The organism is Variovorax pasteuri, assembly GCF_051216435.1.
GTDB lineage: Bacteria > Pseudomonadota > Gammaproteobacteria > Burkholderiales > Burkholderiaceae_C > Variovorax.
Genome location: NZ_JBPJZS010000005.1, coordinates 213,340 through 226,481 on the forward strand (window position 1 = coordinate 213,340; position 13,142 = coordinate 226,481).

General features: G+C 65.9%; 14 protein-coding genes. 3 read left to right on the plus strand and 11 right to left on the minus strand.

The window, feature by feature from the left end; all coding sequences use genetic code 11:
- The 4 genes from metC to ACSFBM_RS20005 form a co-directional block, all read right to left on the minus strand.
- A complete protein-coding gene (gene metC / locus ACSFBM_RS19990) occupies nt 1-1,218 on the minus strand; it encodes a cystathionine beta-lyase (RefSeq protein WP_435485931.1) in 1,218 nt (405 codons plus the stop codon).
- Nucleotides 1,219-1,278: 60 nt separating this feature from the next.
- The gene (locus tag ACSFBM_RS19995) at nt 1,279-2,232 is read right to left on the minus strand and encodes a Bug family tripartite tricarboxylate transporter substrate binding protein (protein ID WP_435485932.1); all 954 of its coding nucleotides are present in this window, start codon (nt 2,230-2,232) and stop codon (nt 1,279-1,281) included.
- Between the two features lie 158 nt (nt 2,233-2,390).
- Nucleotides 2,391-3,971, minus strand: coding sequence for a rhodanese-like domain-containing protein (locus tag ACSFBM_RS20000; protein ID WP_435485933.1), 1,581 nt, complete (start codon nt 3,969-3,971; stop codon nt 2,391-2,393).
- A gap of 90 nt (nt 3,972-4,061) precedes the next feature.
- Complete coding sequence (locus tag ACSFBM_RS20005) at nt 4,062-4,652, minus strand: cysteine dioxygenase family protein (protein ID WP_435485934.1); 591 nt, start codon at nt 4,650-4,652, stop codon at nt 4,062-4,064.
- A gap of 106 nt (nt 4,653-4,758) precedes the next feature.
- Here ACSFBM_RS20005 and ACSFBM_RS20010 point away from each other — a divergent pair, with 106 nt between their 5' ends.
- On the plus strand, nt 4,759-5,637 hold the full coding sequence (locus ACSFBM_RS20010) for a LysR substrate-binding domain-containing protein (RefSeq protein ID WP_435485935.1): 879 nt from the start codon (nt 4,759-4,761) through the stop codon (nt 5,635-5,637).
- A 453-nt stretch (nt 5,638-6,090) separates the two neighbouring features.
- Nucleotides 6,091-8,088, plus strand: coding sequence for an acid phosphatase (locus ACSFBM_RS20015; RefSeq protein ID WP_435485936.1), 1,998 nt, complete (start codon nt 6,091-6,093; stop codon nt 8,086-8,088).
- 70 nt (nt 8,089-8,158) lie between these two features.
- Here ACSFBM_RS20015 and ACSFBM_RS20020 read toward each other — a convergent pair whose 3' ends face one another.
- From ACSFBM_RS20020 to ACSFBM_RS20045, 6 genes are all read right to left on the minus strand, one after another.
- Nucleotides 8,159-8,518, minus strand: coding sequence for a hypothetical protein (locus ACSFBM_RS20020; RefSeq protein ID WP_435485937.1), 360 nt, complete (start codon nt 8,516-8,518; stop codon nt 8,159-8,161).
- Between the two features lie 60 nt (nt 8,519-8,578).
- Nucleotides 8,579-8,974, minus strand: a complete 396-nt coding sequence (locus ACSFBM_RS20025) for a roadblock/LC7 domain-containing protein (protein ID WP_435485938.1) — start codon at nt 8,972-8,974, stop codon at nt 8,579-8,581.
- Nucleotides 8,971-9,495, minus strand: a complete 525-nt coding sequence (locus tag ACSFBM_RS20030) for a GTP-binding protein (protein WP_435485939.1) — start codon at nt 9,493-9,495, stop codon at nt 8,971-8,973. The genes ACSFBM_RS20025 and ACSFBM_RS20030 overlap by 4 nt, the downstream gene beginning before the upstream one ends.
- Before the next feature lie 23 nt (nt 9,496-9,518).
- Nucleotides 9,519-10,205: a hypothetical protein gene (locus tag ACSFBM_RS20035; RefSeq protein ID WP_435485940.1), complete on the minus strand. Its 687-nt coding sequence runs from the start codon at nt 10,203-10,205 to the stop codon at nt 9,519-9,521.
- A gap of 297 nt (nt 10,206-10,502) precedes the next feature.
- On the minus strand, nt 10,503-11,417 hold the full coding sequence (locus tag ACSFBM_RS20040; protein WP_435485941.1) for a LysR family transcriptional regulator: 915 nt from the start codon (nt 11,415-11,417) through the stop codon (nt 10,503-10,505).
- Between the two features lie 88 nt (nt 11,418-11,505).
- Complete coding sequence (locus ACSFBM_RS20045; protein WP_435485942.1) at nt 11,506-11,649, minus strand: hypothetical protein; 144 nt, start codon at nt 11,647-11,649, stop codon at nt 11,506-11,508.
- A gap of 87 nt (nt 11,650-11,736) precedes the next feature.
- Here ACSFBM_RS20045 and ACSFBM_RS20050 point away from each other — a divergent pair, with 87 nt between their 5' ends.
- Nucleotides 11,737-12,288 carry a MarR family winged helix-turn-helix transcriptional regulator gene (locus ACSFBM_RS20050; protein WP_435485943.1) on the plus strand — a complete coding sequence of 184 codons (552 nt, stop codon included), beginning with the start codon at nt 11,737-11,739 and terminating at the stop codon, nt 12,286-12,288.
- Here ACSFBM_RS20050 and ACSFBM_RS20055 read toward each other — a convergent pair.
- Nucleotides 12,258-13,082, minus strand: a complete 825-nt coding sequence (locus ACSFBM_RS20055) for a winged helix-turn-helix domain-containing protein (RefSeq protein ID WP_435485944.1) — start codon at nt 13,080-13,082, stop codon at nt 12,258-12,260. The two genes, ACSFBM_RS20050 and ACSFBM_RS20055, sit on opposite strands and share 31 nt — an antisense overlap.
- Nucleotides 13,083-13,142: the final 60 nt, after the last annotated feature.

A 13,142-nucleotide genomic window follows, 5' to 3' on the forward strand; every position in this document is an offset into this window, starting at 1 on the left:
TCAGGCGGCCGATGGACTGGCGAGCGCCGCAAAGCCGCGCGCCAGGTCGGCCACCAGGTCCGCCGGTGCCTCCAGCCCGACATGCAGCCGCACCACCGCGCCGCGCCCGCTCCAGTCCGTCACGCTGCGCGCCGCGCGCATGTGGGTCCACGCCACCAGGCTTTCGTAGCCGCCCCAGGACGAGCCGCGCCCGAACAGCGTGAGCGCATCGATGAAGCGTTCGACCGCGGCACTCTCGATGCCCGGCTGCAGCTCGATCGACAGCAGCCCGTTGGTGCCGCTGCAATCGCGCCGCCAGATCGCATGCCCCGGATGCTGCGGCAGCGCCGGACAGAACACGGTGGCCACTTCAGGCCGCTGCTCCAGCCAGTGCGCCACCTCCAGCGCATGGCGCTCGTGCATCTGCAGCCGTGCCGACAGCGTGCGGATGCCGCGCAGCACCAGCCACGCGTCGTCAGGGCTCACCGTCATGCCGAACGCATCGCAGCGTTCGTTCAGCGGCCGCCATGCGGCCTCGGTGGTGGCGACGGTGCCCATCATCACGTCGGAGTGACCCGACAGGTACTTGGTCGCAGCCATCGTCGAGATGTCCGCGCCCAGCGCGAGCGGGCGGTACTGCAGGCCCGAACCCCAGGTGTTGTCGGCCGCCAGCAGCGCGCCGCGCACATGCGCGAGCTCGGCCAGCCTGGGCAGGTCGCACATCTCGTAGACCAGCGAGCCGGGGCACTCGGCATACACCAGCCGCGTGGTCGGCTCGAACAGGTCTTCGATGCCGCTGCCGTCCGCCGCGAAGAACGTGCTGCGAATGCCGTAGGGCTCCAGGAACGAATGCACCAGGTTGCGCGTGGGCTCGTACACGCTGTCGGACATGAGCACGTGGTCGCCCGGCTTCAGGTACGACAGCAGCACCATGCCGATGGCCGCCAGGCCCGTGGGGAACAGCCGCGTGCGGTGCGCGCCTTCGAGCTCGCTCACCGCGTCCTCGAGCGCGAAGGTGGTCGGCGTGCCGCGCGCGCCGTAGCTGAAGATGCGCTCGTCGTCGCGCCGCGCGCGTGCGTCGCGCATGGCGGCCACGCTGTCGAACAGCACGGTGCTCGCGCGCACCAGCGGCGTGTTGACGGGCGAGCCGCCGGCATACGACGGGCTCTTGCCCGTGCGCGTGAGTCGCGTGCCAGGTGCGAGGTCTTGGGGCGCGTTGTGCGGGTCGGGCGTGGTCATGGGTCGCGTGGGGTGGGTTCGCGGGGAGGGGTCAGGCCGCCATGTTGCTTCAATCCGTGGTCAATCCGCACGGGCACCGGAAAGTTTGACGATGCGCGACCAGCGTTCGATGTCCTGGCGCATCTGCGCGGCAAAGGCTTCCGGCGAATTGGCGACCACCTCGCTGCCGCCGTCCGTCACCAGCTTGGTCACTTCAGGCAGATGCAAGGTGCGCACGATGGCTTCGTTCAGGTAGGCCACGCGTTCGGGCGGCGTGCTGGCCGGTGCGAAGAAGCCGTACCAGTCCTCGAAGCGCGCGCCGGCGTAGCCCAGCTCCTCGAGCGTCGGCACCTTGGCGAACACGCCGATGCGCCGCGGGCTGGTCACGGCGAGCACGCGCAGCTTGCCGTTCTGCACCAGGCCCGCCACCGACGCGGTGGAGGTGACCAGCACGTCGACCTGGCCGCCGAGCAGGTCGGTCAGCGCGGGGCCGGCGCCCTTGTAGGGCACGTGCGTCATTTCCACGCCCTTGTCCTTCGCCAGCACCACGCCGACCAGGTGCGACAGCGTGCCGTTGCCCGGCGTCGCATAGGTCACCTTGCCGGGGCTCGCCTTGGCCTTGGCGGCCAGGTCGGCAAAGCTCTTCAGCGGCGAGTTGGCATCGACCACCAGCGCGAGCGGCGCTGCATTGATCTGCGTGATGGGAATGAAGTTCTTGACCGGGTCGAAGCCGGCCTGCGCATACAGCGTGGGGTTGACGGCCATGATCGACACCTGCGAGGTGAGCAGGGTGTAGCCGTCGGGCTTCGCGTCGGCCACGGCCTTGGCGCCGATGTTGCCGCCCGCGCCGCCCCGGTTGTCGACCACGGCGGCCTGTCCCATGATTTCCGGCAGCCGCGTGGTCACCAGGCGCGCGGTCGCATCGTTCCCGCCGCCGGGCGGGAAGGGCGAGATGAACTTCACCGTTTGCGACGGGAAACCGTTGCGCGGGGGCAGGGGCTGCGCGCTGGCGGGCTGCAGGGCGAGTGCGGCCATCCATGCGGCAATTGCTAGACGGGCAAGGCGAACAAGCGGTGAGGTGCGGCTGACAGACGACATGACAGGACTCCTGAAATAGGAACGGACAAGGACGAACAGAAACTGCGGTGCTTTGAATTCGGGGTGCGGGTGCGGGTGCGGCAGCACCCGCGCGCTCATGCGTGCGATGCGCCTGCGGGCAATCGAAACGCGGCCTTCTCCTGCGCATCGAGCTGCGCGACGAGGCCCGTCTCCCATGCCAGATAGCGGCGCGCGGCTTCCTTGTTGCCGTCGTGCCGGTCGTGCACGAAGAACAGGTAGTCGATGCAGTCGCTGTCGGCGGGCAGCGCGGGGGTGGCCTCGACCGGCAGGCCGGCGGCGCGCCACGCGGCCATGCCGCCCTTCAGCAGCAGCGGCGCAGGGGAGCCGGCCAGCTCGGAGGCCGCCGTCCATGCCGCGAGCGCCGCGTCGTCGGCCACCAGCACCAGCTGGCGCGTCTCGTTCTTCACGTCGGCGGCCAGGCGCGGACGGATCGACCAGCGCGCCTGCGGAATGTGGCCCGCGCGAAACGGCATGCTGCCGCGCAGGTCGACCAGCGCCACGTCGTTCTTCTCCAGCCGCGCGGCCAGTGCCTGCGCGTCGATGGCGGCCAGCGCGGGGGCGGCCGGTGGCGCCGCTGGCGCCAGTGCCAGCCCGCTGGCCAGCCCGCCTTCGAGCACGCTCGCGTCATGGCCCATCTGCCGCAGCCAGCTCGCGATGGTGGGCGCGCGCACACCGTCGTCGTCCAGCAGCACCAGCCGCGCACCGCGCACGCCGAAGTACTGGTCGCCCGCCTGCATCAGCTGCCCGCCCGGCGTGTGCTGCGCCCCCGGCAGGCTGCCGGCCGCGAACTCTTCCGGCGTGCGCACGTCGCACAGGAACAGGCTGCGGCCTGCGTCGGCCGCCCACTGCTGCACCGTCTGCGCGTTCACCACCGGCACGTCGAAGCGCGCGGCCAGTGCCTGCGCGGCGGGGCGCAGGTCGGCGTTGCCGCTGTCGTCGGCATAGCGGCGCGTGCCGCCGTGCTCCAGCACGTGGTCGTTCAGGTACCAGCCCTGCGTGCCGTTCTCCAGCGCATACACCGGGTTGGGCAGCCCCAGGTTGATGAGCGTCTGCGCGCCGATGATGCTGCGCGTGCGCCCCGCGCAATTGATGACGATGGGCGTGGTCGTGTCGGGCACCAGCTGGCGCACGCGGTAGGCCAGCTCGCCGTTGGGGCAGCAGGTGGCGCTCGGGATGTTCATCTTGTGGAACTCGCTCACCGGCCGGCCGTCGAGCACGACCACGCGGTCGTTGCGCGCGAGCATTTCGGCCAACTGGTCGGCGCTGACGCGGGGCGTGTGATAGGCCTCCTCGGCCAGTTCGCCGAAGGTTTTCGAGGGCAGGTTCACGCCCGCGAAGAGCACGTAGCCCGCGGCCTGCCAGGCCTGCGCGCCGCCTTGCAACACATGCACGTCGGTGTAGCCCAGCGCCGCCAGCTGCGCGGCGGCGCGCTGCGCCACGTTGTCTTCCGCGCCTTCGTCGTACGCCACCACGCGCGTGCTGCGTCGCGGCACCAGCCGCGGCGCGTCGAGCTCCAGCCGGCTGAATGGCAACGGAATGCCGTAGAACAGGTGCGCCTCGCCGTACTGGCCGTGCTCGCGCACGTCGAGCAGCGCAATCTCCGCGCCGTCGTGCAGCCAGGCCTTGAGGGTCTTCGGATCGATGAAAGAGGTCATGAGAGCGAGTCGTTGGAACGAACGGTGTCCTGCGCGGCCGCGCAACGCGCGACCCGCATGAAGAAAAGGAACGTGAAAAAGAGAAGCGGACTAGCGGCGCGTCTGCACGCCGATGCCCATGGTCTGGTACGTGCCAGCGGCCATGTCGTATGCGGTGCGCTGGTTCAGCGTTTCGAGCGCACGGCCGTACATGTGCAGGTGGCGAATGACCTGCTCGCCCTGGATCTCGACCGAGTGGATGTCCTCGGGCATCAGCGCAATGCCCGTTCCCGGTGCCACGACGACCAGCGCCGTTTCCTTCAGCGTGCCCACGCCCGGCACGCTGGCGTCGTCGGTGCGCTCGTATACGCGGTTGTGCTCGGTGCCTTCCACTGCCGCGATGCAGGCCCAGGTCGTGTGGTTGTGCGGCACGATCTTCTTGCCCGGGCGCATCACGTTCAGGTAGAGCGCGTAGCTCTGGTCCACGTCTTCGGCAATGAGGTAGCGCGCCTGGTGCTCGCCGGCCTCGGGCGGCGGGAAGTCGGCGGCGCCCCAATAGGCGGTGTGCGCGGCCAGGCCTTCGAGCGCAGCGAGCACGGTCTTCAGGTGGTCGCGGGTCGCTTCAGCGCCGCCGATGGCTTTCTTCATCTCGCCGATGGATGCCTCGACCGCCTGCTGGCGTTGCTCGGAAGGGGTGCTCATGCGTGTTCTCCAGTGGGGTTGCCTGTTCGGTATGCATTCACTGTAGTGACGGCGGCGTGACGCAACAATCCAAGCAGCGCACGAAACACATCAATAAAATTAATGTATGGCCACCCTCGATCTTGAACTGCTGCGCTCCTTTGCCGCCGTCGTCAGCCACCACAGTTTTGCGGCGGCGGCGGTGCACCTGGAGCGCACGCAGTCGGCCATCACGCAGCAGATGCAGCGGCTCGAAGAGCAGATCGGCCATCCGCTGTTCGCCAAGCAGGGCCGGCAGAAGCGCCTGACCGAGCACGGCGAACGCCTGCTCACCTATGCGCACCACATGCTCGCGCTGAACGACGAGGCGCTGCGCAGCCTGCGCCAGGGCCAGCTCGAAGGCAACCTGCGCATCGGTGCGCCGCACGACGTGGCCGAAACCATGCTGCCGCTGCTGCTGACCGAGGTGGCGCGTACTTCGCCGCTGCTGCAGCTGGACATTCACATCGGCCGCAGCCCCTACCTGATGACCTCGCTCAAGAGCGGCGAGGTCGACATGATCATCTCCAACCGCGCCGACGCGCAGTCGCAGTTCGAAGGCGTGGTGCTGCGCAACTCGCCCACCGTGTGGCTGTGCGCCGCGAGCTACGTGCACGACCCGGCCAAGCCCGTGCCGCTCATCATGGCCGACGGCCCCAGCATCTTCCGGCGCATCGGCCACGAGGCGCTCGATGCGGCGGGCGTGGCTTGGACGCCGCGCTACACCTCGTCGAGCCTGATCGGCATCAAGGCCGCGCTGCGCGCGGGGCTCGGTGTGACGGCGCGCGGCGTGGAGCAGCTCGACGCGGGGCTGCGCGTGCTGGGCGCCGGCGACGGCATGCCGCGGCTGCCCGACCTGGCCTACCACCTGTACGTGCGCAGCCATGTGGTGAACCCGGTCACACGCCAGGTGTTCGAGACGCTGAAGACGCAGCTGAGGTTGCCGCGCACCGACGTGATGGCGTAGCGCTTGCGCGGGAACAGCTGTCGGTACTCGATGACGATGAGGCCCCACTTCCTTTGAACTCCATCGCGGGAACTCCTGTTTCGTTCAAGTTGGAAATCTCAGGGGTTTGATTCGTCGAGTCTGGAACTCAGCGGCTGAATATCGCGTCTTGGATGGCGAGCAACGGCAGCTCGGGGACCGCTGCTGTCCTTCGAAATTGCGGAAAGCAGTCGCTCAATCACACCGACAGCCTCTACCAGGTATTGCCGCTGCATTGCGCAGTGCCCCCGCATCGGCGGTGGCCGGACACCGCATGCGGCTTTGGCCTGCCGGCCCTCTTCGACAGAGTCACCCAGCCTGGCGGACCCGATCCACAACGTGATGTTTCATAACCATGACTTGTTGCATGGATAGATTGCGCGGCTGCGTTTGGCGGCCCGGCCGCTGCGCCTTCAATCTCTGAATCACGTCCCCATGCCATCCTTCCTTTCCTCCCGTCATTCGTTCGCCATCACCCTCGTTGCAGCCCTGTGCCTGTCGGCATGCGGCGGCGGCAATGACGGCGGTGTTTCCTTTCCCATCGTCGGCGCGCCGCCTGCGAACACGAATACGCCCTCCGTCCAGGTGGCGGGGCCACCCAAGGATCTGGGCTTCGTCGACACCGCTCCGGTGCCTGATCCGACGGCCACGCCACCCTTTGTCGACAACGTCGCGACCAACCAGCGCGGCGATGCGCGCTACGCGACCAAGGAAACGAATGCCGGCGTGCGCGTGGTCGCCGGGTTCCTCGACTTCTGGCAGCCCAGCACGCTGCTGGTCGACGCGGGCGCGCCGGCTCCCGCACAAGGCAGCTTCCCCGCTGTCGTTGCATCCACATGGAGCGGCATCCCCGGCGACGCCACCGACGGCAAGGCACTCAACACGGCTGTGTTGAACAGCAACATCCAGTACGTCGTCGACGCCACCAATGCGCGCACCGCCGCACAGGAACTGGCCGCCTACCTGGACGACCGCCGCGGCAAGGGCTACAGCATCAGCGACGGCATGGGGCCGCTCACGGCTGCCTGGCGCACTGCCACGCAGCAAAGCACCACCATCACCGGCATCGCCGCCGACGCCACCACAGTGCTCTACAACGACGGGGGCAACGACGTCGGCATAGGCGGCGCAGCCAATCCGACCTTCGGCACGGTGGTGGATCTGCTCAACAACATCGGCGAAAACGGCTCTACCGAACCCGCCAAGCGCTACTACAAGTACGCGCGCCCTTGGCGTTGGAGCAGCAGCGTCAAGGTGGTGCCCGCGCTGGAGCCCGCCAAGAGCACCACACCCGCGACCGACGGCGGCTTCGTCAGTGGACACACGGCAGAAGCAGTGCGCAAATCCCTTGCCTTCGCCTACGTGGTGCCCCAACGTTTCCAGGAGATGGTGGCGCGCGGCCTTGAACTCGGCGAGAACCGCATCCTCGCCGGCATGCATTCGCCGCTCGACGTGGTCGGCGGACGCATACAGGGCCAGGCCGTGGCGGCCGCGAGCCTGGCGACCGGCGCCAATGCCACCCGCAAGGCCGCAGCCTATGCGCAGGCACAAACGGTACTCATGGCTGCAGTGGGCGCGGGCAATTCCGCCGCGTTCAACGATTTCGCGCATTCGCAGGATGTCACTGCCGATCGCTTTGCGGACCTTGCCGTCAGCAAGGCCGACTACCTGCGCCGCCTGACTTTCGGCTTCAAGCAGGTCGGCGACAGCACCAAGCCGGCCGTGGTACCCAAGGGCGCTGAAGTGCTGCTCGAAACACGGCTTCCCTACCTCGATGCGACACAGCGCCGCGTGGTGCTCAAGACCACAGCGCTGCCTTCGGGCTATCCGGTGATGGACGACCCCGAAGGCTGGGGCCGCTTGAACCTGTTCGACGCGGCCGATGGCTACGGTATCTTCAACGGCGACGTGGTCGTGACGATGGATGCCAGCCTGGGCGGCTTCAATGCCGTGGACAGTTGGCGCAACAACATCTCCGGTGGCGGCAAGCTCACCAAGAAAGGCAGCGGAACGCTCCGTCTCGGCGGCACCAACAGCTATGCCGGCGGCACGCAGTTGATGGCCGGCGCGCTGCAGGCCGACTCGGCAGGAGCCTTCGGTCAGGGCAGCGTCTACGCGGATGGCGGCATGCTGGTCTGCAACGCACCCACGCCGGTGACGATCAAAGGCGCATACACCCAGACGGACGGCGCCACGCTGCAGCTGAACATCGGCGGCAGCGGTGCCGGGCGCCTGAGCGTTGCCGGGGTCGCGGCCCTGAAGGGCGCGCTGAACGTGACTTTCAAGCCTGGCTTCGCGCCCAGCGTGGGTGACACACTCACGCTCGTTTCGGGCAGCGCCCTGGTCGGCAGGTTCTCGGCCATCACGGTGCAAGGCTTCAAGGTCACGCCGACCTACACGGACACCGCACTCATGCTGCACATCGACGCATGAGGGCGCCTGGCCCGTCCGGTTGCAACAGTGCATCTGCCGATGCATCGGGCACTGCGGGCCCTGCGGACATTCAGAAGTCCATCGACTTGTCCACCTCCTGCGTCTTGCGGCGGGCCAGCGCGAGATTGGCGCGCTGCTTGTCCAACACAACGTAGATGAAGACGCCCTCCTTGGAAGACGAGGGGCGGATGATGTGGTAATGCCTTCCGAGCGTGATCAGGATGTCCTCGATCACGTCGTTCAGGCCAAGGGCCCGCATGGTCTTGAGCTTGGCACGGACGACCTCGGTGTTGCCGGCCGCGGCGACTTCCATGTCCAGGCCCGAGCCTGCCGAGCCAAGGACCATGCCGCTGACGGAGTCGACCACGGCGGCACATAGAGCGCCGTCGATGCCCAGGACGTCGTCAAGGGTCTGTTTGATAGATGCCAATGGGTGCTCCAGTCAAAAAAGTTTCGTTCAAGAAAATCCGGCACGGCTGCCTTGGCAGGCTCACGCATCCCCGAGGGTCTGGGCGAGCCGGGCGACCCGATAGGCAACCAGCGCCAGAACGGCTGAATCCCGCGCAAGCACGTTGATGACGAGCTCCGCGTCGCGCCTATACACACTGTGGAAAACCGCAAAGCCCGATTCCGTCTGGACGATCACGCTCTTGTGGCGACCCAGGCGAGCTTCTTCGGAAAAAACGCTGCTGATGGCAACGATCGAACTGGCCATCGCCGCCACACGCGCAGGGTCGGTGTCGCCGGTAGTTGCGGAGGCGACATCGAAGCCGTCGATGGTTGCAACCACCACAGCCGTCACACCGCTCAACTCATCGACCAGCTTGTGCACTTCGCGCTGCACGAGCGCGGTTGCCGTTCTGGACAAGCCTTGCTGAAGACTCATTCCTTCTTTCTCCCCAGATCAGCTTCGAGTTGCATCAACAGCGTGTCGATCAGCAGGATCACGTCATGCCTTCTTCGCACGTCCACACCGAGAATCGGAAACACGCGGCCTGTGCCGGCGAGTCTTTCCGCATAGTCGTCCAGGGTCGGTTCCGGATGTGTCTGCAGCCGCCCCACACCGATGGCGCAAGGCATGGTCTGGAGTGCGTCGCCGAAGCCTGCGATGTACATGGACAGGTCCGCCAGCGGGTCGGGGCGCGAGTTGTCCATCAGCACGATCACACCCAGTGCGTTGCGCACGAGGATCTTCCAGAGAAAGTCGAAGCGCGCCTGGCCGGGCGTACCGAAGATGCGAATGCGGTCCCCGCTGTCCAGCGTGAGCACGCCGAAGTCCAGGCCCACGGTGGTGCGCTCCTTGTCGATCGTCAGGTCGGAGTTGTGCACGTCGGTCACGATGGGTGGCAACTCGCTCACGCATCCGATCGCGGTGGTCTTGCCGGCACCCACGGTGCCCGTAAACAAGATCTTGTATTCCGCCATGGCGCTCAAAGCCCTAGCCGGCGACGGATGCCGTTGATAAGGCCGCGCGCGAAATCGCCACGCACCGCGGTGGAGATTCCCTGGCCACCCGGCAACTCCGCGTGCGCCCGTGAGGCGGCCGTAGCCACATGCAACTCCAGCATGCCTGCCGCGCGCAGGGTCTGCAGGAAAGTCACGCATTGGAAAAGCGGACGTTCGCTCAGGCTGGCCAGTTCGCTGGCGTTCAGCGCACGCCGCGCCAGCAGGCTCGCCATGCGCACTTTGTCGGGGTCGTTGCGCAGCAGCAGCGCCGGCGGCCAGCGCAGCAGCGCGAAGCGGACCGAATCGGGGACCTCCATCTCCAGGGCCGTCTGTTCACTCAGGCTCAAGCCTTCGGGTTGCGCCTCGCGCAAAGTGCGCTCGGTGGCTCTCAGCCATTGCTGCAGCTTGTCGGCACGGATGGGCCGCTCCATCGTGTCGGGTTGCCCCCCCGAGTGCATGCGGGTGAGCGTGAGCACGGCCCCGGTCATTGCAGCCACTTCGGCATGTTCACTGTGCGTCGTGGTTCCGTCGACCAGCAGTGCGTCATACGGCGGCGCCTTGACCATCGTCCACGGAAAGTCGACGTCGCTCGCATACAGCCGGATGATCGTCTCGATCACGATGACTTCGGCGACCGGAAGCTTGTAGACGCCAAGCCTGAGCATGGACATGCCGCGCTCTCGCCACCCATGTGATCCGGACGCATCCATGCGCTAGTTCGCCGCAGGCACGTCACGCCAATTCAGCAGGCTGGTGTTCGTACGCCGCTGCGCTGCTGTCTTCGAAATCCGTGTTTGTATCGCCATCTGCTCGATCACCTATAAACCAACATAGTCGGTGTCATTGAGAAACCAGTGTGACAATTGTTTGCAGAAATGAGTGCTTTCGACTAGCACGAAGAATGAAATGCACTCAATCATTTCTCAGCGCAATCGCGCGGCCTGCTCGGCGGGCAAGACACGGGGCCGCTACGCACCAGATGCAGGCATCCATTCGAGCCGGCTCAGCTTCTCTACTGCCATATCGGCAAACATGGAAACGGCGAGCGGACGCTGCTGGCGGCTGGGGTAGACCACATTCATGCCGCGACCGGCACGCGTGTATTGCGGAAGCACCCGCACCAACCTGCCGGCAGCGATGTCGGAGACCGTCAGGATCGACGGCAGCGCAGCGATCCCGAAGCCCGCACATGCGGCCTTGCGCAGCGCCTCTGGCGCGTTGCTGTTGAAACGCCCTCGCACGCGCACCTCCTTCTCGGCGCCCTCCACGTCCTGCAGGCGCCACGTGGCGTTGCCGCTGGCATCGGGCTGCACCAGGCACTCGTGCTCGCTCAGGTCTTCAAGCGCCAATGGCATGCCACGCGCCGCAATGTAAGTCGGGCTGGCAGTCAGTTCACCATAGCTCGCGAAGATCCTTCGGGCCACATAGCTCGAATCCCGCAGGGGCCCGCTGCGAAACGCAACGTCGATGCGATCGGCGATCAGATCGGCCATGAGATCGCTGAGAACGAAGTCCAGGCGCACCAGCGGATGCTCGGACAGAAACTTCCCCACCCATTCCATCTGGAAGAAATCGAAGAAGCCGGTCGGCGCGGCCACCCTCACGATGCCGCTCGGCTCCGCGTTGTCCGCCACATGCAAATGGCCGGCCTCTATGAGCTCCTCGATCGCCGCGCCGCATCGCTCATGAAAGGATTCGCCCGCGCTCGTCAACGTGAGCTTGCGGGTCGAGCGCTGCATCAGCCGCGTGCCCAGCCGCACTTCGAGTTGCTGGACGCGACGGCTGATCGTGGCAGAGGGCACGCTCAGCCGTCGAGCGGCTTCGGCAAAGCTGCCGCTGCGAGCCACCTGTACAAACATCGCTACTTCATTCAGATCGATCACAAGGATTCCTCCCGTTGTTGTCGTCGTCGTCGCCGGGTTCGGACCGCCTTCGTTCGACACTCTCTTGGCAGCGCCAGAAGGCACCAATTCAAGGCGCTTCCGATGCACCAAAGATGCGCGCCATGGCGCGGGCTGCGCGCGTCTCGCGCTTCACGCTGATCAGCACCTGACAACCTAGAAGCGCGATGTGCTTTGCTAAAAAAAGCTCGTCGTTCGCTTCGAGTTGCCGCACATTTCGCGTTGTTGCTGGTTATAGAAACGCAACTACCAATTGACCTAATCAACTACCCGGCAACTTCGTCAACAACACTTCATTCGCATGCAAGCCTTTCCCGACACGACGGCACTACGTGCGCCGCGCACGCTGAACGACCTGCTTCTGTACCGCCTGTGGCACGCCACGCGCGCAAGCAAGGCCATGGCGACACGAATTGTTGAAGGAGGCTTCGGTATCACCCATCGCGAGTGGGGAATGATCGGGATGCTCGCGCAGGTCGGAGAGATCAGGCCATCGGCACTCGCCGAAGAACTGCAACTGGACCGCGTGAGCACATCGCGCGGCCTGCGCAGTCTTCTCGAGAAGCGCCTGATCGAGCGACGCCAGAACGCTGAAGATGGCCGCGAAGTCCATGTGCAATTGAGCACCGCCGGTCGGCAACTCTTCGACAACCTGTTTCCGCATATCGCCAGCCTCAACGTCACTCTGCTCGAAGGTATCGATGCCGAGCACCATGCCGTGTTTCTGGAGTGCCTGCGCCAACTCGAATCGCACGGCAACGCGATGAATGCGCGGCACGCCGCGTCGGAGAAAGTCGACCGTCGCTCGGGTGGCACGCGTCACTACTGGCCGAGACACATCAACATCGCTTGATCGCGGGGCGCGGCCGGAAGGCTCTCCTTGAGGACGTACCCCTCGCCCCGCACCGTATGCAACAGCTTCGCGGTGAACGGTGCGTCGAGCTTGCCGCGCAGACGCAGGATGGCCACGTCGACGGCATTGGTCTTGCCGTCGTACTCCGTGTTCCATACGCGCTGTGCGAGCAACTGCCGCGAAAGTACCTGACCCACATTGCGAAGCAGCACCAACAGCAACGCGAACTCGATCCGGGTCAGCACGAGTTCGGTGCCATCGCGGGAACACTTCTCAGTGCGCTCGTCGAGTTTCAGATCGCCCAGGCGCAGCACCGGTTGCCGGCGCACACCCGTGTTGCGGGCCAATGCCCTGACGCGTGCAAGCAGTTCGGAAAACGAGAACGGCTTGACCAGATAGTCGCTTGCGCCGAACGCCAGGCCCGCCATGCGAGAAGCAACGCCGTCGCGTTCCGTAAGCACCAGAAGGGGCGCATCGGTCTTGCGCCGAATCGACTGAACGGCACTGACTCCGGCCGGGCCGGGCCGCATCGAATTCAGGAGGATCAGCGCGTAGTCCTCCCGGAGTGCCGCGGCCGCAGTGGCGTTGTCGCCATTCGCGATGTCAACGCAAAACCCATGCTTGCGCAGCCCCTCGCTGAATGATCTGCACTGTGTCGACTCGTGATCGATGAGCAAGATCCGAAGGGGTTCGATGTCGTCGTCGAATTGCGCGGCGGCGTCGCTGCTGCTGGCGACGAGGAACGAGCTGCTCAGTGCTGTCTCGAAAGGAAGCTGGGAAACATACAGTCGCACGAATTCTCCTGTTCCAGCGCCAAAGGGCTGTCCTGCTTTTATATGTTTGCGAGAAATCGT

Bases quoted from the DNA above. Each gene is read 5' to 3' on its own strand.
- metC (WP_435485931.1), bottom strand. From the start codon at position 1,218: ATGACCACGCCCGACCCGCACAACGCGCCCCAAGACCTCGCACCTGGC.
- ACSFBM_RS19995 (WP_435485932.1), bottom strand. From the start codon at position 2,232: ATGGCCGCACTCGCCCTGCAGCCCGCCAGCGCGCAGCCCCTGCCCCCG.
- ACSFBM_RS20000 (WP_435485933.1), bottom strand. From the start codon at position 3,971: ATGACCTCTTTCATCGATCCGAAGACCCTCAAGGCCTGGCTGCACGAC.
- ACSFBM_RS20005 (WP_435485934.1), bottom strand. From the start codon at position 4,652: ATGAGCACCCCTTCCGAGCAACGCCAGCAGGCGGTCGAGGCATCCATC.
- ACSFBM_RS20010 (WP_435485935.1), top strand. From the start codon at position 4,759: ATGGCCACCCTCGATCTTGAACTGCTGCGCTCCTTTGCCGCCGTCGTC.
- ACSFBM_RS20015 (WP_435485936.1), top strand. From the start codon at position 6,091: ATGCCATCCTTCCTTTCCTCCCGTCATTCGTTCGCCATCACCCTCGTT.
- ACSFBM_RS20025 (WP_435485938.1), bottom strand. From the start codon at position 8,974: ATGAGTCTTCAGCAAGGCTTGTCCAGAACGGCAACCGCGCTCGTGCAG.
- ACSFBM_RS20035 (WP_435485940.1), bottom strand. From the start codon at position 10,205: ATGTCCATGCTCAGGCTTGGCGTCTACAAGCTTCCGGTCGCCGAAGTC.
- ACSFBM_RS20050 (WP_435485943.1), top strand. From the start codon at position 11,737: ATGCAAGCCTTTCCCGACACGACGGCACTACGTGCGCCGCGCACGCTG.